Annotated in this window: 21 protein-coding genes; 14 read left to right on the top strand and 7 right to left on the bottom strand. The window is 45.8% G+C overall.

The annotated features are described in order from the left end of the window. Positions 1-2: 2 nt before the first annotated feature. Positions 3-1,397, bottom strand: a complete 1,395-nt coding sequence (locus tag ACQEXR_RS00620) for a glutamine synthetase family protein (RefSeq protein WP_426950893.1) — start codon at positions 1,395-1,397, stop codon at positions 3-5. Positions 1,398-1,717: 320 nt separating this feature from the next. On the opposite strand from ACQEXR_RS00620, the gene ACQEXR_RS00625 reads away from it, so the two are divergent. From ACQEXR_RS00625 to ACQEXR_RS00655, 7 genes are all read left to right on the top strand, one after another. After that, the gene (locus ACQEXR_RS00625; RefSeq protein ID WP_427019579.1) at positions 1,718-3,049 is read left to right on the top strand and encodes a glutamine synthetase family protein; all 1,332 of its coding nucleotides are present in this window, start codon (positions 1,718-1,720) and stop codon (positions 3,047-3,049) included. 113 nt (positions 3,050-3,162) lie between these two features. After that, entirely contained in the window at positions 3,163-4,512 is a 1,350-nt protein-coding gene (locus tag ACQEXR_RS00630) for an aspartate aminotransferase family protein (RefSeq protein WP_331427209.1), read from the top strand. Between the two features lie 44 nt (positions 4,513-4,556). After that, entirely contained in the window at positions 4,557-5,666 is a 1,110-nt protein-coding gene (locus ACQEXR_RS00635) for an extracellular solute-binding protein (protein WP_426950894.1), read from the top strand. A gap of 48 nt (positions 5,667-5,714) precedes the next feature. After that, positions 5,715-6,857 (top strand): putrescine ABC transporter ATP-binding subunit PotG, encoded by a 1,143-nt coding sequence (potG, locus tag ACQEXR_RS00640; protein ID WP_426950895.1) that lies wholly within the window; start codon positions 5,715-5,717, stop codon positions 6,855-6,857. Continuing rightward, positions 6,854-7,768 (top strand): putrescine ABC transporter permease PotH, encoded by a 915-nt coding sequence (gene potH, locus ACQEXR_RS00645; protein WP_426950897.1) that lies wholly within the window; start codon positions 6,854-6,856, stop codon positions 7,766-7,768. The genes potG and potH overlap by 4 nt, the downstream gene beginning before the upstream one ends. Then, a complete protein-coding gene (locus tag ACQEXR_RS00650; protein ID WP_138970553.1) occupies positions 7,768-8,610 on the top strand; it encodes an ABC transporter permease subunit in 843 nt (280 codons plus the stop codon). The genes potH and ACQEXR_RS00650 overlap by 1 nt, the downstream gene beginning before the upstream one ends. 128 nt (positions 8,611-8,738) lie before the next feature. Further along, positions 8,739-9,281 carry a cupin domain-containing protein gene (locus ACQEXR_RS00655; RefSeq protein WP_269375074.1) on the top strand — a complete coding sequence of 181 codons (543 nt, stop codon included), beginning with the start codon at positions 8,739-8,741 and terminating at the stop codon, positions 9,279-9,281. A 98-nt stretch (positions 9,282-9,379) separates the two neighbouring features. Here the strand turns inward: ACQEXR_RS00655 and ACQEXR_RS00660 are convergent, their stop codons facing one another. Beyond that, on the bottom strand, positions 9,380-10,867 hold the full coding sequence (locus ACQEXR_RS00660; RefSeq protein ID WP_427019580.1) for an aldehyde dehydrogenase: 1,488 nt from the start codon (positions 10,865-10,867) through the stop codon (positions 9,380-9,382). Between the two features lie 15 nt (positions 10,868-10,882). Next, positions 10,883-11,431, bottom strand: a complete 549-nt coding sequence (locus ACQEXR_RS00665) for a cupin domain-containing protein (RefSeq protein WP_426950901.1) — start codon at positions 11,429-11,431, stop codon at positions 10,883-10,885. Positions 11,432-11,675: 244 nt separating this feature from the next. Here ACQEXR_RS00665 and ACQEXR_RS00670 point away from each other — a divergent pair, with 244 nt between their 5' ends. The 4 genes from ACQEXR_RS00670 to ACQEXR_RS00685 all read left to right on the top strand — a co-directional run bounded on the left by ACQEXR_RS00670 (position 11,676) and on the right by ACQEXR_RS00685 (position 16,333). Next, positions 11,676-13,007, top strand: a complete 1,332-nt coding sequence (locus ACQEXR_RS00670) for an aspartate aminotransferase family protein (RefSeq protein WP_138970549.1) — start codon at positions 11,676-11,678, stop codon at positions 13,005-13,007. A gap of 2 nt (positions 13,008-13,009) precedes the next feature. Then, positions 13,010-14,506, top strand: a complete 1,497-nt coding sequence (locus tag ACQEXR_RS00675; protein ID WP_138970548.1) for a CoA-acylating methylmalonate-semialdehyde dehydrogenase — start codon at positions 13,010-13,012, stop codon at positions 14,504-14,506. A 7-nt stretch (positions 14,507-14,513) separates the two neighbouring features. After that, a complete protein-coding gene (locus tag ACQEXR_RS00680) occupies positions 14,514-15,254 on the top strand; it encodes a type 1 glutamine amidotransferase (protein ID WP_426950903.1) in 741 nt (246 codons plus the stop codon). Positions 15,255-15,574: 320 nt separating this feature from the next. After that, positions 15,575-16,333 carry a substrate-binding periplasmic protein gene (locus ACQEXR_RS00685; RefSeq protein WP_331417422.1) on the top strand — a complete coding sequence of 253 codons (759 nt, stop codon included), beginning with the start codon at positions 15,575-15,577 and terminating at the stop codon, positions 16,331-16,333. A gap of 45 nt (positions 16,334-16,378) precedes the next feature. Here the strand turns inward: ACQEXR_RS00685 and ACQEXR_RS00690 are convergent, their stop codons facing one another. Beyond that, positions 16,379-16,927 (bottom strand): hypothetical protein, encoded by a 549-nt coding sequence (locus ACQEXR_RS00690; RefSeq protein WP_331417423.1) that lies wholly within the window; start codon positions 16,925-16,927, stop codon positions 16,379-16,381. Positions 16,928-17,186: 259 nt separating this feature from the next. Next, on the bottom strand, positions 17,187-18,014 hold the full coding sequence (nadE, locus tag ACQEXR_RS00695; RefSeq protein ID WP_138970544.1) for an ammonia-dependent NAD(+) synthetase: 828 nt from the start codon (positions 18,012-18,014) through the stop codon (positions 17,187-17,189). A gap of 186 nt (positions 18,015-18,200) precedes the next feature. On the opposite strand from nadE, the gene ACQEXR_RS00700 reads away from it, so the two are divergent. Continuing rightward, entirely contained in the window at positions 18,201-18,713 is a 513-nt protein-coding gene (locus ACQEXR_RS00700) for a nicotinate-nicotinamide nucleotide adenylyltransferase (RefSeq protein WP_331417425.1), read from the top strand. Positions 18,714-18,745: 32 nt separating this feature from the next. After that, on the top strand, positions 18,746-19,222 hold the full coding sequence (locus tag ACQEXR_RS00705) for a hypothetical protein (RefSeq protein WP_426950905.1): 477 nt from the start codon (positions 18,746-18,748) through the stop codon (positions 19,220-19,222). 28 nt (positions 19,223-19,250) lie between these two features. Here the strand turns inward: ACQEXR_RS00705 and ACQEXR_RS00710 are convergent, their stop codons facing one another. Next, positions 19,251-21,101, bottom strand: coding sequence for a bifunctional diguanylate cyclase/phosphodiesterase (locus ACQEXR_RS00710; RefSeq protein WP_426950906.1), 1,851 nt, complete (start codon positions 21,099-21,101; stop codon positions 19,251-19,253). A gap of 127 nt (positions 21,102-21,228) precedes the next feature. Beyond that, positions 21,229-22,110, bottom strand: a complete 882-nt coding sequence (locus tag ACQEXR_RS00715) for a LysR family transcriptional regulator (RefSeq protein WP_426950909.1) — start codon at positions 22,108-22,110, stop codon at positions 21,229-21,231. 112 nt (positions 22,111-22,222) lie between these two features. Here ACQEXR_RS00715 and ACQEXR_RS00720 point away from each other — a divergent pair, with 112 nt between their 5' ends. Beyond that, positions 22,223-23,401: a multidrug effflux MFS transporter gene (locus ACQEXR_RS00720; RefSeq protein ID WP_426950910.1), complete on the top strand. Its 1,179-nt coding sequence runs from the start codon at positions 22,223-22,225 to the stop codon at positions 23,399-23,401. The last annotated feature ends 42 nt before the right edge of the window (positions 23,402-23,443 follow it).

A 23,443-nucleotide genomic window follows, 5' to 3' on the forward strand; every position in this document is an offset into this window, starting at 1 on the left:
ACTTACTTGTACCATTGGTACTCGAGTGGCGATACCTGAGCGGAAAAATGCTCCTGCTCATGTTGCTTGTTTGCCAAATAGATTTTGCAGAACTGTTCTCCAAGTTGCTCTTTCAAGAACAGACTCTGGTCGAACAGTTCGAGTGCCGCTTGCCAAGAGGTCGGAACCGTTGGTGCGTCGACAAGTGTGGCATCACCTTCAATAGGTGCTGGTGGAAGTTGCTGCTTTTCAATGCCATCTAACATAGAAGCGAGAATGACAGCGGTCGTTAAGTATGGGTTAACATCAGCACCTGCAAGTCGATGTTCAATCCGACGATTACTATTTTCACCGGCGGGAACACGAACTGCGACGGTACGATTATCCCATCCCCAAGTCATTTGGAGTGGGACAAACATATTCGGTTGCAAGCGTCGATAAGAGTTAGCGTTTGGAGCCAAGACCGCCATGCTTTCATCCATATGGTCGAGAATGCCTGCAATGGCGTGAAGTAGGGTATTCTGATCGTCAGCGAAGATATTTTCTCCGTCGCGATCGAGCAGACTAACGTGGACGTGGCAGCCGTTACCTGCGTGCTCTGTGTAGGGTTTAGCCATGAAGTTGGCATAGAATCCGTGTTTTTTTGCAACGGCGCGTATGACTCTTTTCAACAGCATTGCTTGGTCACAGGCTAAAAGCACATCCTCGCAGTGGCGCAAGTTAACTTCGAACTGGCCTGGAGCATATTCGGCGGTGATATTGTCTGTTGGAATATTTTGTATTTCACATGTCGCTAAGACTTCGTCAAGAAATGCCTTAAATTCATCAAGCTCATCAAGTGAATAGACTTGAGTTTGCGTCATTCGCTCACCACTGAGTGGCATGATAGGTGGCTGTGGTTGTCCGTCTGCATCGGGCTTAACGTCTTGCAGATAGAACTCAAGTTCTATCGCGACGCACGGGGTTAAGCCACGTTGAGTGAATTTGTCTAATTGCCCCTGAAGGACGTGACGAGGATCGGCGAAAAAGGGCTGCTGGCTGTCGGGCTCATACATGGTAACAATGGCTTGAGCACTGTTCTCAAGCCAAGGCGTCAGTTGCAATGAACTGTCAACCAGCATGCAGAGTCTGTCTCCATCACCTTGCTCAAATCCTAGCCCTGTTTCTTCGACGGTTTCGCCACATATATCGAGGGCGAAAACAGAAGCGGGTAAGCATATGCCTTGCTCGGCAATTTTATCCAGTTGTGAGGCATTCACTCTTTTACCGCGGATGACACCGTTAATATCAAACAGCATTAAATCGACGGTGGTGACGTTGGAGTTTTCGCGGATGAATTGCACGATGGCGTCAGCATTGCTGGAAACTGAGCAGGCATCGTGATTGGTCGCAATGGTTTGTTTGACTAGCTCGTTCATTGTTAATTCGCTTCCTTTCAGTTGATTACCGCTTATGGGAATAGGCAAGTGCGTCCTTACTTTCCTTAGCGTGTTCGGTAACACGTTAGCCATATTTCGTCGATAACATTCCTACTTAATAGTGATGAAAAAACATCCAACGCACGGTATTACCCTTACACAACGTTTAGTAAAACACAACACTCTTGTTAATTATTTGTAAAATATAAGTATCAAATTATCAAAATAATTAACATTCATGGTTGACATTTGACCAATTCAAGGTCAATTCTATTCCCAGTCGCGGACAAAATTGTCGCCAAACAATAGGTGAATAAATCATGGAAAAGATAACGAAATGGATTGAGAGTAATAGGATTACTGAGGTGGAATGCCTCATACCTGATATTACTGGTAATGCGCGAGGTAAGATCATGCCCGCCAAAAAGTTTCTTCGAGAGGGAGGAATGCGCCTTCCCGAAGCGGTTTTTTTCCAAACGGTAACCGGTGACTGGCCTGATGATGAAAGCATGATTGACCTGACTGAGAAAGACATGCTGCTAGAACCGGATCCGGATACGATTCGTTTTGTTCCTTGGACTAAAGAGCCCACAGCTCAAGTCATCCACGACTGTTACACCGTGGATGGTGATCCAGTAGATATCTCGCCTCGTGCCGTTCTAAGACGCGTTTTAGATCTCTACAAGAAAGAGGGATGGAATCCTATCGTTGCACCAGAGTTGGAGTTCTTCCTCGTTAAGAAAAACCTCGACTGGGACTACCCACTTGAACCGCCAATTGGTCGTAACGGTCGTCCAGAAACCGCGCGTCAGTCGTTCAGTATTGATGCGGTAAACGAGTTCGATCCAATTTTTGAAGATATGTACGACTATTGTGAAGTACAGGAGTTGGATGTTGACACCCTGGTGCACGAATCTGGTGCCGCGCAAATGGAACTCAACTTTGACCATGGTGAGCCACTTGATAGAGCTGACCAAGTGTTTTTGTTTAAGCGTACGGTACGTGAAGCGGCATTAAAACATGATGTGTATGCGACCTTTATGGCAAAACCAATGGAAAATGAGCCAGGTAGTGCGATGCATATTCACCAGAGTCTAGTGGATGACAACGGTCAGAACCTGTTTGCGAATGATGATGGCTCTAACAGTGAACTCTTCATGAACTATATCGCTGGTATGCAGAAATACACGCCTGCCGCTATTTCGTTTTTTGCGCCGAATGTGAACTCCTACCGCCGTTTGGTATTTGGTGAATCTGCGCCTACCAACGTGGCTTGGGGGGTGGACAACCGCACCGTTGGATTGCGAGTACCTATTTCAGATAGAAATTCTCGTCGAATCGAGAACCGCTATGCGGGAGCTGATGCTAATCCATATTTGGCGATGGCACTCACCCTCGCTTGTGGTTATTTGGGCATGAAAGAGAAGCTCACACCAACGCCGGAATGTACAGGTGATATGACAACTCAACCCTATTCTCTGCCACATACGCTGGAAGATTCACTGGTGTTATTGGAGCAGAGTGATGAGCTTCGTGAAATTTTAGGCGATCGTTTTGTAGCGGCTTATGTCGCCATTAAGCGCAAAGAATACAAAACGTTTTTCCAAGTGATCAGTTCATGGGAGCGTGAGTTCCTATTATTGAACGTGTAAATCATGACTCGAGTCACTTGGCATTATTAGCCAGATGACTTGAGACAAGGTGAGCTAGTTTGTGGTCAGTTTACCGAGTTTATTTCGATATCTGAAAAAGATGAGAGTTAACTATGTCTACATGGATTGAGCAAGACAGTGCACATTGTTTGCACCCTTTTACTAACTTTAAGTCATTAAATGCAAAAGGTTCTCGCGTCATTACTAAAGCTGAGGGCGTTTACATTTACGATGAGGACGGTAACAAAATTCTTGATGGTATGGCTGGGCTTTGGTGTGTAAACCTTGGCTACAGCAGTCAACCACTCATTGATGCTGCAACGGCGCAGCTCAAGGAGCTGCCTTATTACAATCTGTTCTTCCAAACTACTCATCCACCGGCGGTAGAATTATCAACATTACTGGCTGAAATCACGCCAGAAGGAATGAACCACGTTTTCTTCACGGGTTCTGGCTCTGAGTGTAATGACACCGTACTGCGCATGGTAAGGCACTACTGGGCAAGCAAAGGCAAAGCCAGCAAACAAACTGTGATCAGCCGAAACAATGCTTACCATGGAAGCACCATGGCAGGTGCGAGTTTGGGTGGTATGAAGTTTATGCATGCGCAAGGTGGTTTGCCACTACCCAATATCGTTCATATCGATCAGCCTTATCACTTTGGTGAAGGTCAGGGGCAAGATGCTAACGAGTTTGGTCTAGAGCGTGCTCGCCAATTGGAAGCCAAAATTCTTGAGTTAGGTGAAGATAATGTTGCTGCCTTTATTGCCGAACCGATTCAGGGTGCGGGTGGCGTGATTATCCCGCCAGATAGCTATTGGCCAGAAATTCAACGTATTTGTGACAAATACGAAATCCTATTGATCGTCGATGAAGTCATATGTGGCTTTGGACGCACAGGTGAATGGTTTGCCAGCCAGACCTTCAATATCAAACCTGATTTGATGTGTATGGCTAAAGGTATTACTTCAGGCTATCTGCCTCTAGGTGGTGTGATGGTCCGTGACCACGTCGCTAAAGTTCTCACCGATGCTGATACGGAATTTGCCCATGGCTTTACTTATTCCGGACACCCAGCAGCGTGTGCGGTAGCGATTGCCAACATCAAAGAGATGCAACGCCTTAATGTCGTCAACCAGGTTCGAGAAGAGACCGCCCCATACTTTGCTCAGCGTTGGAGCGAGCTTGCACAGCATCCATTGGTGGCAGAAGCCCGCTGCAAGGGGCTGGTTGGTGCTATCGAATTGGTAGCGGATAAAGAGACCAATCAGCGTTTTGATAAAGAGCTAGAAGTCGGTACTCGCTGTCGTGAGCACTGCTTTAATTCAGGCGTCGTTTTACGAGCGGTGGGAGACACAATGATCTGTTCGCCACCACTTATCATTAGCAAGGATGAAATCGATCAACTGGTCACTAAAGCGAAACAAGCTTTAGATAACACATTGGCGGACGTCAAGTCTTAGTCGGTCACGTACACGAGCAACAAGCAAGAGGAACGGAGATCCAAATGGTTAAACTAAAATCATATATCGGCATGGCGCTGGGAGCAGCAATGGTTACTGCACCGGCATTAGTGCACGCTGGCGAAGAGAAAGTTCTTAACGTTTATAACTGGTCAGATTATATCGCGGAAGACACGATTGCCAAGTTTGAACAAGAGACTGGTATTAAGGTGGTTTACGACGTTTTCGACTCTAACGAAGTGTTGGAAGCGAAAATTCTCTCAGGCAACACAGGATTTGATCTTGTCGTGCCGAGTAATGACTTCCTTGGACGTCAAGCTAAAGCGGGTGCATTTCAGAAGCTGGATAAAAGCAAGCTGAGTAACTACAAAAATCTAGATCCTAAGTTGATGTCGATTCTGGCTGATACGGTTGATCCGAACAACGAGTACGCGATTCCTTACCTATGGGGTACCACAGGTATCGGTTACAACGTAGAAAAAGTACAAGCAGCACTTGGTGAGAACGCCCCTGTCGACAGTTGGGAGTTGGTGTTTAAGCCTGAAAATATGGAGAAGCTAGCTCAGTGTGGTGTGGGCTTCTTGAATGCGCCAACCGAAATTATGGCGGCGGCACTTAACTATTTAGGTAAAGATCCAAACAGTACTAATGCGGATGACTACAAGAATGATGCACTCGCATTGTTGAAAGACATTCGTCCTTACGTCACATATTTCCACTCATCTCAATACATCAATGACTTAGCAAATGGCGATATCTGTGTCGCTATCGGTTGGTCTGGCGATGTTCTTCAAGCGGCAGATCGTGCGGCAGAAGCGGACAATGGAGTCGAAATTTCTTACTCAATTCCAAAAGAAGGTGCGCTTGCTTGGTTCGATTTGATGGCGATTCCTAAAGAAGCGAAACATCCAGAAAATGCACATTTGTTCATCAACTTCCTGCTGCGTCCTGAAGTTATTGCAGAAATTAGTAACTACGTTTGGTATGCGAATCCAAATGTCCCGTCTCGTGAGTTTATCGAACAGGAGATACTAGACGATCCGGGTATCTACCCTACGCCAGAGGCACAAGAGAAGTTGTACAGCTCGAAAATGCTGCCGCATAAGGTTTCACGAACTATTACACGTGCGTGGACTGACTTTATTAAAAACTAAGTTGTAAGGCGGGCACTTTCGGGTGCTCGCCGCTGTAGGGAGAAAGATATGAGTGTGATGTCTATTGAAACCGAGCTAGTGCATAGCCATACAAAATCTAAACCGCCTAAACCCTTGTTAGAAATACGAGGTTTGACCAAGAACTTTGATGGCCATGTTGCGGTAGATAATGTCGACCTGACCATCAACCAAGGTGAGTTGTTTGCCTTATTAGGTGCCTCGGGTTGCGGTAAATCAACACTACTTAGAATGCTAGCGGGTTTCGAACAGCCTACGGAAGGGCAAATTATACTCGATGGTGAAGACTTAGCGAATGTCCCGCCGTACCGTCGTCCAGTCAACATGATGTTTCAATCATACGCTCTATTTCCCCATATGACGGTAGCCAAAAATATAGCTTACGGGCTAAAGCAAGATGGCATGCCAAGCAAAGAGATCGACGCGACAGTAAAACATATGCTTGAGTTGGTGAGGATGACAGACTATGCCAATCGTAAGCCACATCAGCTATCTGGTGGACAGAAACAAAGGGTGGCCTTGGCGAGAAGCCTAGCGAAGAAACCTAAGTTACTACTTCTTGATGAACCAATGGGTGCATTGGACAAAAACCTCAGAGAAAAAATGCAGCTTGAGGTTGTGGATATTCTTGAGAGCGTCGGCGTGACATGTGTCATGGTGACTCATGACCAAGAAGAAGCCATGACGATGGCGAGTCGCATTGCCATCATGAACAAAGGTCAGTTTGCTCAAATCGGCTCTCCCGAAGCCATTTATGAACACCCGAACTCAAGATACACCGCTAGATTCATTGGTTCAGTTAACGTATTTGAAGGTGTTTTGGAGACCAACAACAACGATAGCGCAACGATTGCTACACCGGATCTCCCTTCTCCAATCCGAATTGCACACGGTGTATCTGGTGCTCCAGGGATTCCTGTTTATATCGCCATACGCCCCGAGAAGATGATGCTGTGCGACAAACCATCCAACGCGGAGAACTCCTGTTCTGGTGTTGTTGAAGATATCGCTTATATGGGCAATCAGTCGATTTACCATGTACGCTTAGAAAGCGGTAAATTGGTGACCGCCACTTTGCAAAACACTAGCCGTCATCGCAAAGAAATGCCGACTTGGGAGCAAAGGGTCAACCTATGCTGGGAATTAGAAAGTAGCGTGGTACTTAAGATATGAAAACTCATGCCAAATTGAACTTCTGGCGTGTGGTTCCGACGCCAAAGTGTCTATTGCTGTCGATTCCCTATGGGTGGTTGTTACTGTTTTTCCTGCTACCTTTTCTTATTGTGTTCAAAATCAGTTTCGCCGAAGCACAAATTGCTATCCCGCCATACAGTGAGCTGTGGAGTTATGCGGAACAGAAAATACAGTTGCTGCTCAATATTGGTAACTACCAGTATCTTGTTGAAGACGATCTCTATATCTCGTCATATCTAGAATCGATTCGCATCGCACTAGTGTCGACCGCTTTATGTTTGTTGATTGGTTTCCCGATCGCTTGGGCGATTGTTCACTCAACACCTGCGACTCGAAACATCTTACTGATGCTAATCATTCTACCGTCATGGACCAGTTTCTTGATTCGAGTTTATGCGTGGATAGGCATCCTCAAAAATAATGGATTGCTTAACAATGTCCTGCTGTCGTTAGGAGCCATTGATGAGCCATTAAAAATACTTCACACCGATGCTGCCGTTTACATAGGGATTGTCTACACCTACCTACCTTTCATGGTTTTGCCTATCTATACCGCTTTAATGCGCGTCGACTATTCGTTGATCGAAGCGTCTAGCGATTTAGGTGCGAAGCCATACACGACCCTATTTAGCATTCTTGTCCCACTCACTCGTGCGGGGATCATTGCTGGCTCGATGTTAGTGTTTATTCCGGCTGTGGGTGAGTTCGTTATCCCTGAGCTCCTTGGTGGGCCGGATTCGATATTGATTGGTAAAGTTTTGTGGCAAGAGTTTTTCAATAACCGAGATTGGCCCGTGGCGTCAGCAGTGGCTATTGTCATGTTGTTACTGTTAATGATTCCGATACTGTGGTTCCACCGTTATCAGAAACGTGAGTTGGAGGCAAACTAATGGATGCGATTCCTGTATATAAAACCAAATGGAAGTGGGCGATACTCGCGGCAGGTCTTACGTTTCTATACCTACCGATTCTAATCCTCATTATTTACTCGTTTAACGAAAACAGATTGGTAACGGTTTGGTCAGGTTTCTCAATCAAATGGTACTTTGAGCTTCTCGAAGATGACCTATTGATGGGAGGGGTCAAACTGAGCCTGATGATCGGTTTCTTGTCAGCCAGTGCAGCTGTTGTGCTTGGTACTATCGCTGCTTTTGTCTTAAACCGATTTGGTAAGTTCAGAGGTGAAACCGGTTTTGCTTTCATGATCACCGCTCCACTGGTTATGCCAGAGGTGATTACCGGCTTATCCTTGCTATTGCTCTTTATAGCGCTAGGGCAAGTGTTCGACATCTTCTCACAGCGAGGCATGTTGACGATATGGATAGCGCATGTGACTTTTTGTACGGCTTATGTCACCGTTGTAGTCAGCTCTCGTCTACAAGAAGTGGATCGCTCGATTGAGGAGGCGGCGATGGATCTTGGGGCGCCGCCTTGGAAAGTCTTCTTCCAAATCACCTTACCCACTATCGCACCAGCAATTCTCGCTGGATGGTTACTGGCATTCACATTGTCATTGGATGATTTAGTTATTGCGAGTTTTGTTTCGGGGCCAAGTGCTACAACCTTACCTATGGTGGTGTTCTCTAGCGTTCGTTTAGGGGTCAGCCCGAAAATCAATGCTCTAGCGACCCTCATCATATTGGCGGTAGCGTGTGCGACCTTTGTCGCTTGGTGGGTGATGGCGAAAGCAGAAAAACGTCGGCAACTTGAGATGAAACTTGCTGCTCAATAGTGCTGTTCAAGGTGGTGTGGTATAGCTTGCTATGACATCACCTTTCTTTATAATTGTTGGCTTAATTTTGCGCGTTGATAGTCAATTTGTGTCATTAGTGTTGCAATTACTTTTTCAGAGGATAGGCCATGGATGTTGGGAAACAACTAAAAACAATAAGAACGATGCGCGGGCTTTCTCAAAGAGAGTTAGCGAAGCGCAGCGGTGTCACCAACTCAATGATCTCCCAGATTGAGCAAAATCTCGTTAACCCATCTGTGGGGTCACTAAAGAAAATTCTCGATGCTATTCCAATCTCAATGGGAGAGTTTTTCACCATAGAAATCGAGGCAAAAGATGAAATCTTTTTTACACTCGGGCAAATGGCGGACCTTGGTGACGGCACAATTAAGATGTTACTGGTTGGGGCCAAGCGTGAGGGGCGAAAACTGGCGATTTTGCGCGAGTTTTATCCACCGGGTACGGATACTGGACCGGACTTCTTGCAGCATGACGGTGAAGAGGGCGGGATAATCATTAGTGGTGAAATTGAAATAACTGTCGGAAGTAAGACGCAACTGCTTAAAGCAGGCGACTCTTACTACTTTGAAACCAAGAAGCCTCATCGTTTTAGAAACCGAGGCAAAGTTGAATGTGAACTGATTAGTGCGGCTACGCCACCCACTTTCTAAAGCCATTTCTATATTTCTACTCAACCGAACCTCATGATTGTCCTGTGATACCCTTGAAAAAGGTATCACAGGCTTTGTCATTCTAGAGACGGTTCGCGTTAATCCAACTCTATCCATGTCGACTTCATTTCGGTGTATTTATCGAGTGCATGAAGTGATTTGTCACGGCCGTTACCGCTCTGTTTATAGCCGCCAAATGGCATTGTCATATCACCGCCATCCCAGTTGTTGACGAATACGGTACCCGCGCGAAGCGCTCTTGAGCAGCGTACAGCGGTTGAAATATCGGCAGTCCAGATACCTGCGGCTAGGCCATAATCGCTGTCGTTGGCGAGCTCAATGGCTTCTTCTATCGTGTCGAACGTCGAGACACACAAAACGGGGCCAAAAATTTCTTCTTGGAAAATACGCATATCACGAGTGACTTCTGTAAAAATCGCTGGTTGGATAAAGTAGCCCCCCGTTTCCTGACGCACTGGCTGACCACCACTGATCAATTTCGCCCCCTCTTGTTGACCGATGTCGACATACTCTAGAACACGTTTGAACTGAGATTCATCGACAATTGCGCCCACACGGGTCGTTTCTGATAGGGGATCGCCTGGTTGCCAATTCTTGACGTTTTCGAGCAGCAGTTCGATGAATTGATCCTTGATGGAAGAATGAACCAATAAACGGGACCCAGCAGTACATACTTCCCCTTGGTTGTAACAAATGGCAGAAACGGCAGTCGCCGCAGCCTTAGCAAGGTTCTTAACATCGTGGTTGACAATATGAGGACTCTTACCACCACACTCCATAAAGGCGCGTTTAAGGTTTGATTGACCTGCAAATGCAAGTAACTTCTTACCAACAGCGGTCGAACCCGTAAAGGTGATGCAGTCGACATCGTTGTGCAGTGCAAGCGCTTGGCCTGCTTCATGTCCAAAGCCTGGTAAGACTTGTAACACGCCATCAGGGATGCCTGCTTTCTTGGCAAGCTCAGCGAGTAAGATCGCCGTCAGTGGCGATTTCTCTGAAGGCTTAATGATGACGGAGTTGCCCGTTGCTAGAGCGGGACCGATTTTCCATGCGGCCATCACAGTCGGGAAGTTCCAAGGAACAATAGCAGCGACGACACCAAGTGCTTCTCTGGTCACGAGAGCGAGCGCGCCTTCTGTTACAGGGGCAACTTCGTCATAAATTTTATCAATGGCTTCTGCATTCCATGCAATACAGCGAGCTGTCGCAGGCGCATCGTAACCGATAGCATCACCAATTGGTTTCCCCATGTCCAGTGACTCTAAAAGAGCAAACTGCTGTTGGTGAGCGTCGATTTCGTTAGCATAGTTTAAAAGGATGGCCTTTCTTTCCGCTGGTGCAAGCCCTGCCCATACACGACTTTCGAAAGTTTGGCGTGCAACTGCGACGGCGAGGTCGACATCCTGTTGATCACATCGTGCCACAGAGGCGAGAACACGGCCGGTTGCAGAGTTGATGATCTCAAATGTTTCACCACTTTTTGCGTCTTGTAGCTGTCCATTGATAAACGCCTGAGTCGAAAACTTGATCGTCTCTGCCTTGTTCTGCCAGTACATAGTATCCATATTATTGCCTTATCCTTAAAAGCTTGCTGGTGAATTCGCGCTAATGATGACGCAGTCTTCTTCAGCCGTGTTTCTAAAACGGTGAGGACGGGTGCTATCAAAGTAGTATCCATCCCCTACATGGAGGGTAACGGTATTGAGATCGACGGTCAGCTCAAGTTGGCCTTGAACAACGACACCACACTCTTGTCCTTCATGAGTGAGCATTTCCTCACCGGTGTCAGCATTCGGTTTGAGAGTTTCTCTCAGCATACCGATATGACGATCACCGTGGAAATGTCCGACTTGTCGATAACTAATTTCTCCTTGGCCAATTTCTGGTTGTTCTTCTTTGCGAGTGTAAAACTGTTCAGGTTGTGGATCGTCTATAGCGAAAAACTCCGCCATAGAGGTTGGTATCTTACTCAGTAACTTGCTCAAAGAGGCGACGGATGGGCTGACCGCGTTACTCTCTATTTGAGAGATGAAGCCATTTGTTACTCCAGCACGCTTTGCCAACTCTCGTTGAGATAATCCGGCTTTCTCGCGTAAAGCTTTAAATCGAGTGCCGATTTCTGTATCCATGATATGAATCCTCCCAAAACATCTGTGATTATTAAATTAAACACGCTTTGATGTTTATTTCATCATATTTAACCCGTAACGTTTAAAATTTAAACATTGCATGGCGTAAATTTCCAAGCTATAGTCGTTTTTGTTAAGTATTTTATAACATAGTTTTAACATTATGGTTAGGCGTTTATTAAAAAAAACGCCTTGATCGATATCACAGACAACAAACTCTTAGTCATTGATTGAGGAAATGCACATGCAGGATCTCGCAAAAACACACAACTTAGACGCATTTTGGATGCCGTTTACCGCCAACTCGCAGTTTAAACAATCACCACGGATGATGGTGTCAGCTGAGGGGATGTACTACCGCACAGACGACAACCGCAAAGTGCTCGACGGTACAGCAGGGCTATGGTGTTGTAATGCAGGACATGGACGCAGAGAGATCAGCGAGGCCGTGAGTCAGCAAATCCACAACCTAGATTTTGCACCGACATTCCAGATGGGCCACCCGTTGCCATTTCAGTTTGCTGAAGAGCTTGCGGAGATAGCGCCAGCAGGGCTGAGCAAAGTCTTTTTTACTAACTCAGGCTCGGAATCCGTCGATACCGCATTGAAAATTGCTTTGGCATACCAACGTACAATTGGTCAAGGGACGCGAACGCGACTGATTGGGCGTGAACGAGGCTATCACGGGGTAGGATTTGGTGGTATTTCCGTGGGGGGAATCGTCAATAACCGCAAAACCTTCGGTAGCCTTCTGACTGGCGTAGACCATCTTCCTCATACACTCAGTATTGAACACAGTGGGTTTAGCCGTGGCCTGCCAGAATATGATCCGGGTTGGGCAGAAAGCTTGCAAAATATTGTCACGCTTCACGATGCGAGCAATATCGCCGCTGTGATCGTAGAACCAATCGCAGGCTCCACTGGGGTTATCTTGCCGCCAAAAGGCTATTTGAAAAAGCTAAGAGAGATCTGTACCCAGCACGGTATCTTACTCATTTTTGATGAGGTAATTACTGGCTTTGGTCGCCTTGGTAGTCCATTTGCTGCACAAGAATTCGATGTGATTCCAGATATCATCACCAGTGCTAAGGGGTTAACCAATGGTGCAATTCCTATGGGCGCAGTATTTGTTCGTGATGAAATCTACGATGCGATGGTAAGCCCAGAGAGTCAGGCGATAGAGTTGTTCCACGGTTACACCTATTCAGGTCATCCAGTGGCTGCCGCAGCGGGATTAGCGACGCTGAATATCTATCGTCAAGAGAGTTTATATACTCGCGCTTCAGAACTTTCCCAATACTGGGAAGATGCAGTGCATAGCCTAAAAGGGCTACCGCATGTTATTGACCTGAGAAACTATGGATTGGTTGCTGGTATTGAGTTATCGAGCATTGCCGGAAAGCCGGGTTCGCGAGCGTTCCAAGTTTTCCAAGCGTGTTACGAGAAGGGGGCGTTGATTCGTGTCACAGGGGATATCATTGCCCTGTCGCCACCACTGATTATCGAGAAACACCATATTGATGAACTGTTTAATATCTTAAGTGATGTGCTGAGCACGATTGAATACAAGGAATAATTATGTCGATTTTAGTTTCAAACTTTATAAATGGATCGGTAGTTGAAAGTAAAAGCACTCGTAGCGCGGATCTTTTTAATCCGGCGACGGGAGAGCGACGTGGTCAAGTGCAGCTATCTACAGCCCAAGAAGCTGAAGAGGTGGTTCAAATAGCGAAAAAGGCACAGGTTGAATGGCAAGCGACACCGCCACTCCAGCGTGCGCGAGTGATGTTTAAGTTTAAGCAGCTATTAGAAGACAACGCAGATAGCTTGGCGACCTTGATCACGCAAGAACATGGAAAAGTGCACAGCGATGCACTGGGTGAACTGACTCGAGGTCTCGAAGTTGTTGAGTTCTCATGTGGTATTCCGCACCTGTTGAAAGGTGAACACTCACTTAATGTTGGTCGTGAAATTGACAGTTATTCAATGATGCAGCCAGTGGGTGTTTGTGTTGGTATCACCCCTTTTAATTTCCCAGTTATGGTTCCGCTTTGGATGATTCCGGTCGCGTTGGCTTGCGGTAACAGCTTTATCTTAAAACCGTCAGAAAAAGATCCGAGTGCAGCAATGGTGTTGGCGGATCTTCTCAAACAGGCAGGTCTACCAGACGGTGTATTTAATGTTGTCCAAGGCGACAAAGAAGTCGTTGATGCGCTCCTTGAATCACCTGATGTTGCAGCGGTGAGTTTTGTCGGTTCAACGCCGATTGCTGAAGCGATTTATGCAAAAGGTAGTGCAAATGGTAAACGCGTTCAGGCGCTAGGTGGCGCGAAAAACCACTTAGTTGTGATGCCAGATGCTGATTTAGATCAGGCTGTAAACGCGATTATGGGCGCGGCATATGGTGCGGCAGGTGAACGTTGTATGGCAATTTCGGTTGCCGTAGCGGTGGGTGATGAGGTTGCAGATCGCTTAGTCGAAAAACTTAAACAGAAGGTTGAGGCGCTACGCGTTGGCCCAGGTATTGGTGTAACACCTGAAAATGAAATGGGTCCTTTGGTCAGTGAGCCACACAAAAATAAAGTGGTTGACTACATTCAGTCAGGTGTAGATCAAGGCGCGACACTGGTTGTTGATGGGCGTAACTTTGATGCCGGTTCTCCTGGTTACTTCGTCGGTGGTACGCTATTTGACAACGTGACGGAAGACATGACCATCTATAAAGAAGAGATCTTTGGTCCCGTTCTTTCAGTAGTGCGAGCCGATGATTACCAGCATGCCGTTAATATGATTAACCAACATGAGTTTGGAAACGGGACAGCGATCTTTACTCGTGATGGCGATACGGCGAGAAACTTTACAGAACAGATTGAAATTGGCATGGTAGGTGTAAATGTTCCAATTCCAGTGCCAATGGCGTTCCATAGTTTTGGTGGCTGGAAGCGTTCAATCTTTGGACCACTCAACGTTCACGGCAATGATGGCGTACGTTTCTACACACGTATGAAGACTGTGACAGCACGTTGGCCTAGAGGTCAAAGGGATAGTGAATTTGTTATGCCAACCATGAAATAGGTGAACAATGAAGATAGGAATCATTACTTGTGGGCACGTAGCCCCACCGTTGTCAGACCTCTACGGTCAGTACTTCGATATGATTGCCGCTTCTCTCCATGAAGTGAACAATCAGTTTGAGTTTGTTGATTTTGATGCAACTCAGGGGGTGCTGCCGTGCCTTGACGAATGCCACGGTTTTATCATTACAGGTAGTGTTCACAATGCTTATGATGATGATGCTTGGATCCTTGGTCTCATGGAGTGGATTCAACGATGTGAGGCTGTTCGTCGACCATTGGTCGGTATCTGTTTTGGTCATCAGGTTATTGCTAGAGCACTCGGTGGCACCGTGATGAAGTCTGAAAAAGGCTGGGGACTGGGTAGTTACCCTGTCAATGTAAACGCGCAGAAGAAGTGGATGAACCTATCCATGGATAGCGTGCGTATGCTGGTCAGTCATCAGGACCAAGTGGTGATAGTTCCTAAAGGTGTTAAGGTCATCGCAGGTAATGATTTTTGTCCTAATTTTATGCTGGTGAAAGACAACCACATTTTTACTGTGCAAGGGCACCCTGAGTTTAGTAATGAGTTCACTGGCAAGCTGGTTGAAAAGCGTCGCGAAATCATTGGTACTAAAAAGGCTGATGAAGCTTTGCGTCAACTGGAACAACCACAAGATTCGGCACTGATTCTCCATTGGATTGATTCGTTCCTAACCATGGCGGAGCAAGCAGAGCGGACTCATAAGCTGCATAAAGTGCTATAAGTTTACGTCTTAGTCGTAACCTAAAAACCTATCAACTTTCGGAGTTGGTAGGTTTTTTTGTTTTACTGACACTTTGTAGGTATTGGTTGCTCCAAGAAGCTATTGGAACTGGTTGATTCTGAGCTGACTTATTGGGAATCTGCGCTCAGGCGCGGAGTGACACCTCAGTTCGATGAGATTCGTCGTTTTGGCAAGATGTGTACTAGCGTCAAAAGGGGGGGGAGCCGAAATGGGCTAATATAATTTACCTTCTCCCTTTAGAACTGCTCTGCTGTAAGCTAACTTTAAGGTTAGTAAGGGCAAGATAGGGAGCATTCACAATGCGACGACTGGTGTGCGTTATTTTCGCGTATCTTGTGTTCTTTAGTGTGAGTTTCGCTGAAGACGATCTACGTGAAATATCTTTCTATACCGAATCCTACCCGCCAGCAAATTTCATAAAAGACGGCCAGGTAACGGGTTATTCGATCGACATTCTTTTGGCCGCAAGTGAACTGGTTGGAGAGCCGATAGAACTTAGTCAGGTGACGTTACAACCTTGGGCGCGCTCTTATCGGACGGTTTTAACGAACAAAGACTCAATCCTTTTCTCAACCACGCGCTCTGAACATCGAGAGAATCTTTTTAAGTGGGTTGGGCCAATTCTTGATATCAAAGTTGTGGTGCTAGCGCGCAAAGATTCAAATATAAAGATTAATTCGCCGATGGATATGGCCAATTACCGAATTGGTGTCATTCGTGATGATATCGGAGAACAGAGCCTGCTTTCACTTGGTATTCCTCGCAACTCAATGCAAGAAGCCTCCTACGTCACTGTGTTGGCGGAACAGTTGATGAAAAAGCGAATCGATCTGTTTGTCTATGCTGAGCGAGCGGCGTATTGGTGGACAAGGCAAGCCAAAGTTGACCCAGATCTGTTTGAACCTGTTTATGTCGTGAGTGAAGGTGAAGTCTATTTCGCAATTAACCGAGACACAGACGACGCGATCGTCGAAAAATTGCAAAAAGGGCTCGACATGCTCAAGGAGAAGGACGCGGCTGGACGTAGTCAATATCAAGATATTGTTGATAAATACTAGCTACGAGAAATAGTAAAAAGGGCACCTGAATGATGCCCTTACCGCTTATACTTTTGCTTTCTTGACAAAATAGGGGTTATCAAACTTCTTCGCAGGGCCAATTTCAGAAACGACCAGCTTATTCCATAGCTGGACATCAAACTCACCTTTAGGGATTGAGGGATAAAGCGTTTCTACCTCTTCCATTGCAAAGCGAAGAAATTGCTTTTTCTTTATTTGATTGTACTTTCGTGCGACGCGGTTGTGTTTTGAAATCCACTCTTGCTTGAACGCGATGATACCAGGTTCTGCCTGCTCTAAAGGAACACGAGACAGATAAACTCGTTTGTAGGACACCTTTCTATCCAGCATGGTACGCATCGCCGTTTGAATATATTTCCCGTGATGCGTCACTGAAATATCATTATTGTCGAATAATTGAACGCTCCAGCCCGTTGGGAAAAAATCAGGTTTACGGTACTGCTTGTTCCGCACTTCGATTGCTTGGTGCATGACAATATCTGACGTGCCATTAAAGGTTTGTTGCCATTTTCCAATGCGGATCTGCACTGCTGTGGGCAATCGATAAATATTGGTAAATTTATCCTGTTCCATACTTTTATACACTAATTAGCGTCGATGATACAAAAAACAAGTAAAGTGAGGGGCGAGAGAGCCGCCTTGGGTTCAGCGCCGTAGGTTAACCGCCTTAGTGTAGTGAAAAGCGTGCTTTCCTGCTAGTGGCCTAGGTCAATATTTGGTTAGAGTGTGACGGCTTAGGCTAGCGTTGATAGCAACAAATGTTGCTTGCTAATTTTGTTTGCGGGCATGAATAACAAAAGCCCTTACCAACGGATAAGGGCTTAAGTGATGTTTAATCGTAGATAGTCGGGATTGGTTGGCGCTTATGCTGAGTTACCGTGTAGATATGAATTAGACGCTCAGTCACCTCTGGAGAGACAGGCTTTCCTTCGAGGAAATCATCGATTTGATCGTAAGTTAGGTTTAAAGCATCTTCGTCAGCTTTTTGAGGCGCAAGTTCTTCCAAGTCTGCCGTTGGAACTTTTTTCACTAGAAGTTCAGGGGCACCCAGTGTCTCAGCGACTTCTCGAACTTGACGCTTGCTTAGGCCGAATAGCGGAGCCATATCGCACGCGCCATCGCCAAACTTAGTGTAGAAACCGGTGATGTTTTCTGCTGAGTGATCCGTGCCGATCACCAAGCCACCGACGTAACCTGCGATTTCGTATTGTGCCACCATGCGAGCGCGAGCCTTGACATTCCCTTTGACAAAGTCAATTTTTGCTTTGTCTTGCGGTAGAAGCCCAGTGCCTTCAAGTGCGGTGTGGCTTGCAGCGTGTAATCCGTCAACACCTGATTTGATATTGACCGAAACAGAATGTGTCGGTTGGATAAACTGGAGAGCTAACTGAGCTTCGTCTTCATCTTTTTGCTCGCCGTAAGGTAAGCGAACGGCGATAAACTGATAGCCACCGTTGGATTCTTCGTTAAGCTGGTCAACAGCGATCTGAGCTAGACGACCGCAAGTCGTGGAGTCTACGCCACCACTAATGCCAAGAACGAGGGATTTACAACCCGCTTCTTGGAGCTTTTTTTTGATAAAGTCGACGCGGCGGTTGATTTCAAAGTGAGGGTCGATTGACGGCAGAACGCGCATTTCATCGCGAATCAACTGTTCCATTATGTTTCCTTCCTGCAAGCAATGTAGTTTAAAATTTTGTGGTAATCCTGATAGCCTTAACAGGTCTATCTCAGCAAGACTTATCTCAACTGAAGTGGACGTGTTAAAGTCACCTTGCTATATCATACCTCAATCAAAGAATTAGAAAACTGTGATCACAGTTTTCGCCACAGAGTGAAGAACAAAATGAGCAAAATTGCAGTATTTGGAAGTGCTTTTAATCCGCCTAGTTTAGGGCACAAAAGTGTTATTGAGTCATTAGGCCACTTTGACAAGGTTTTGCTGTTGCCAAGTATTGCTCATGCTTGGGGAAAACAGATGCTGGATTATTCAGTCAGATGTGAGCTGGTGGGTTTATTTATAGAGGATTTGTCGGTCTCTAACGTTGAGTGTTCGACAATCGAAGAAACATTATATAAACCGGATGCCAGCGTTACGACCTTCGCTGTACTTGAAGCGCTACAAGCTCAGTATCCGGACAGTCAACTGACCTTTGTTATGGGGCCTGATAACCTGTTCAACTTCGCCAAATTCTATAATGCGCAAGAGATAGTAACTCGTTGGTCGTTACTGAGTTGCCCAGAAACCGTCCAAGTAAGAAGTACAGATATTCGTCAGGCTCTGAGTGAAAAACGGGATATTTCTAACCTGACGACTGAAAAAGTGTGTCGCAGATTAGCCGAAATGGAGTATTATTAAACGGGCTGGTGTGCGATATATAAGAGGTGTGAATGTCAAAGCTCGGACTTATAGCGTTGACGTTATTTTCGTCATCTGCATTGGCTGGATGCGAGATCTACTCCTCGACTCAATCAGTCATGTTTGGCAAAACACAGGGGCTTTGTGTTTCCTTAATCCAAGGTATTGAATATACGACAAAATCGCTTGATTCATTCAATGATCTAACCACCAGTGATAACCAAGATTACAGTGAATATTGGGCGGATTGGAGTATGAGTGAAGAGGTTAACCCGATCTTGAGCCGCAGTTTGGCCTCTAACTATGTCGGTATCGGAGTATGGGTACCCAGTGAACTCGAGCAACAGTTAGAGTCTATGAGTGCCGAAGAGTGGCTAAAAAGTCACGGATTGTTACTGAGCTTGGGATTTGGTGACATGAATTCAGGTAAACCAAGAATGAGGCTCGATTATCGCTGGCATGAAAAATACGATGGCGATGTCGTTATGCAAGTCGAGTTACCCTTCTAACACCGACAACACTTCACCGCCAACATTACTAGCCGTTTGACACTTGCTGCTGTTCGCTACGTTCAAAGTTTTTGCTAACCAGTACCTCTGGTGTTTCAGGACGCGAAAAATAGTATCCTTGAATGAGCGGACACCCCATCGCCGTCAACTTGTCCAACGCTTCTTGATCTTCTACCCCTTCAGCCACGAGCGATACGCCAAGCTGGTTAGCAAGCTGAACGATCAACCACACAACCCGTTCCGCAGTCTCGTTAGTTAGCATGTTCTTGATGAAGGTCGCGTCAATTTTGATGCAGTCGATAGGATAACTGTGAATATAGTTAAGGCTCGAATAGCCAGTGCCGAAATCATCTAACGCGACCTTAAACCCGAGTACACGCAGCTTATTGAGGATCTCTTTCACTTCTTCCGTCTGTGAGAGCAGCACGGTTTCAGTTAGCTCAATCGTAAAATCTTGTGGCGCAAAGTCATACTTACGAATGGTTGTAAGTATGTGCTGAAGATAACGAGTCGAGTTGTTGAGCTCATGCGCTGAACAGTTAATCCCCAACTTGACGTTATGGCCTAATCCCTGTTCCAGCTTTTGTTTTGCTTGGCATGCCAGTTCGACTATTCGCTCACCAAGTTCCACAATTAATCCTGACTGTTCGGCTGCTTCAATAAATTCGATCGGATATATTGGACCGAGTGTTTTACTTTGCCAACGAGCCAGAATTTCAAAGTAGTCCCACTGGCTACTGCGCAAATCGACTATCGGTTGAGCAACAACATAGATCTCGCTCTGGTTGAGGCATTTTATCTCCAGTTCTTGACGAAGGGCGTCGATCACTAAAGCGCGGCGATAATATTGAGCGCTCAAATGAGTATCGTAGCATTGAATATGGGTATGACGAGATTGTTTACAGTCTTTCAGAGCCAAGCTTGCATTAAGGATTATCTGATCTGAGCTAATGTTGTGCCCGTTGTTTCTTGCCAGACCGATACTGACACTGAACTTGATGTTGTGCGCTGGATCTTTGTAGCCTTTCTCTAAATTTTTAATCAGAGCGTAACACAGTTCGAAAGGATCACCGGACAGCGTGATAAAAGCAAATTCATCACCGGAAATACGAAATGCGAGTTGCTTGTCTTTGATGGTTTCTTTGATGGTATTGGCAACAAATTTAATTATCTGATCACCAATATAGTTACCATACAAGTCATTGATTGATTTGAAATTATCAATATCAATATAGGCTAGAGTAAAAGGTTCATTTTGCAGTTCATTTAGTCGTTCTAGTTTATCCGACAGAAAGCTGCGGTTGAGAAGCCCAGTAAGATTGTCATGGGACACTTCGTAGCTCAGTTGCTCGACCAGTGTATCTGAACGAGCTGACAGCCATTTCGACCTCAAGCTATGAGCGATAAGGTTGCCAAACAGCTTATGGTAATAAATGAGTTCATCACACTGGTTGCTATCTAGCGCGGTTGTGTAGGTGGACAGCAAAACACCCAGCACTTCACCGTTATGTGTCTTGAGCGGTACGGCAATGTAAGCCTCTATGCCGTGTTCAATAATGTACTGCTCTTGAGGATTTGCTTCATGGGCGTTGCTTGCACATACGATGGAATCCTGCTCGGTTTTGGTGATTAAGGTACAGGTCGCTCGTGTCAGAGGTGAGGTGTAGTTCTCACGTAGTAACCGCTGATCACTTGAAGAAGCGAGCAAAGTGGGCTTTGAGGTAAATGGGTCTAGCTCGATCACACATGTACACAATGATGATGAGATACGACTCAGCTCAGACGTGGTTTTGTTGAGCAGATCTATCCCATCTAAACGTAACGTGGCATTGAGAGTCTCAACGCTCAGCGGAGCATGTTGATATATTGTCCTAACCATAACGTAGTAACTCACTCTTATTGTGAACTTTGTCACTTATTTATTGATCGGGGTTACAAACTAAATATGGTATGAGATGCATACTATTGCAAATGAATAATCCAAATGACGTGCGTTTGGAGCTAACTTATTGACCTTTAGATAATCTTTCTTTCAAATAATCGAGAAACAGCTTAGTTCTTGTGTGCTGATAGTCCAGTTTCGGATAGTAAGCATAGACAGTTGCCTCATCAGCAGTGATGTCTGGAAGAATCCGCTTTAGCGTTCCCAGTCGTAGTTCTTCTTTAATCATCACATCATTACTAAGTAGTACACCCATGCTGTTTTTGGCCGCGTAATATAGCGCTTCAGGGTTAGTGGTCGCAAAATTACCTTTGAGTTGCAGCTTCTTGCCATTGGCCAAGGTGATCTCTCTATGTGGGCGTTCACCCCAAATGAGCATATTGTGATGAGTGAGATCTTGAGCTAATTTGGGTTCACCATGTTTCTTAATGTAGTCAGGAGCTGCATAAAATCCCGCTCTATGCTCAAAGAGTGCGGTGGCTTTAAAACTCAGTGAGTTGAGTTGCTCTATCTCACGGCTGATAAACAGATCCAAGCTTAGTTCGGGCAACTGACCTGGGGTCGTCGTGGTCAATTGAATGCGAATATCGGGATACATCTGTAAGAAGTCATCCAGATATTGAACGAGAAACTTGGATCCGACAGCTAGCGTTGCTCCGATCCTTAGCAAACCTGCTGGTGTTTGCGAGACTGAGCGGGTTTCGTCAACAATCGACTGCCAGCCATCAAGTTGCACTTTAGCTCGTTCATAAAACAGAGCTCCGGCTTCGGTTTGTGTGACTGAGCGAGTGGTTCGTTTCAGAAGCTGAACACCGATTCGTTCTTCGAGCCAGTGGATGCGTTTACTAATCGCAGAACTGGTGGTGTTGAGCTTTCTTGCAGCGCCATTAAAACTACCTTCATCAACGACACGAATATAACTCTGAACGCTTTGAATCCAATCCATAATTCTCTCTAATTATTTCCACCTTGGAACCAATCACTTTCCAATTCGCTATATTATCATTTGATAGTGGCCAATTTAAACTGATTTGAACCCACCCAATTCAGGAAATGCCATGAAAAAAACACCAATCTTGCTTGCAATGATGATTATCGCTACCGGCCAAGTTGGGGTGAGTATTTACCTGCCCGCTCTTCCTTCAATTAGCCAGTCGCTTAATGCCACCCAAGCCGATGTTCAACTCTTAGTGACACTTTTCCTACTCGGTTTTGGGTCTTCTCAACTGTTTTACGGACCACTGTCGGATGCCATTGGGCGACGACCTGTTTTTATCATGGGTCAAGGCGTATATCTGGTTGGTACTGCGATATGTCTGACTTTCTCTCATCATCTCCATTTGCTCATATTGGGAAGGTTGTTGCAAGGTTTAGGTGCCGGAAGTGCATCTGTGTTAGGTCGGAGTGTATTAAGAGATAGCTACGAAGGTGCACAGCTTACCAAAGCGTTGTCCTATATTTCCATTACCGCTTCTATTATGCCTATTGTTGCGCCAGTCTTGGGTGGTTGGATCGCATTCTACCTAGGTTGGGAATCTGTGTTTGTCTTTGTTCTACTGTACCTTATCGCTATCTTCACGCTTGGTTATTTTGTGCTACCGGAAACCATGACCTATGGCAAAACGAGATTTAACTTTGTTTCTGTAGCGGCAAACTATGCGCGTTTGATTACCAATAGACAAGTGCTGACGAGCGCGAGTTACAACTGGATCAGTTATCTTGCCAGCTTAGTCTCCTTATCGGTGATGCCATTTATTTTGCAGCATCAACTTGGCTTAACCGCTGGTGAGTATGGCTCAGTAATGATATTGCCATCTGCTGGACTGATGATGGGTAGTATTGGCTTAAATATTCTTAATAGATACCTATCTACGGGGCAATTGCTAACACTCGCAATATCGGTGATGACAATCGCTGGTATCTGGTTGTTAATTTCGCAAGCGACACTGTTTAACCTCATTGGAGCGTTTACCTTGCTGACAATTGCACAAGGGATTTCATTTCCGCTGTCGATTAGCATGTTATTAGCGCCGCACAAACGTCAAGCAGGGGCTGTGTCTGCGTTATCTGGTTCGATCCAGATGTGCATGGCGGGATTGTTTGGTGGTTTTCTGGTGGAGCACTGGGTACAGAGCCAAACCTCTATGGGGGTGTTCTATTTACTCTCTGCGGTGGCAATGGGAGCGGTGTTGATCGCGTCGAGAAAAGTGCCTTTAGTTCAGCAAGAGTTTGCTTGATAGATACTTGGGTATACAATGCCGGCAAACTCCTATCCAGAG

Origin of the sequence: Vibrio sp. TRT 2004, assembly GCF_050113735.1 — a bacterium.
Taxonomy (GTDB): Bacteria; Pseudomonadota; Gammaproteobacteria; order Enterobacterales; family Vibrionaceae; genus Vibrio.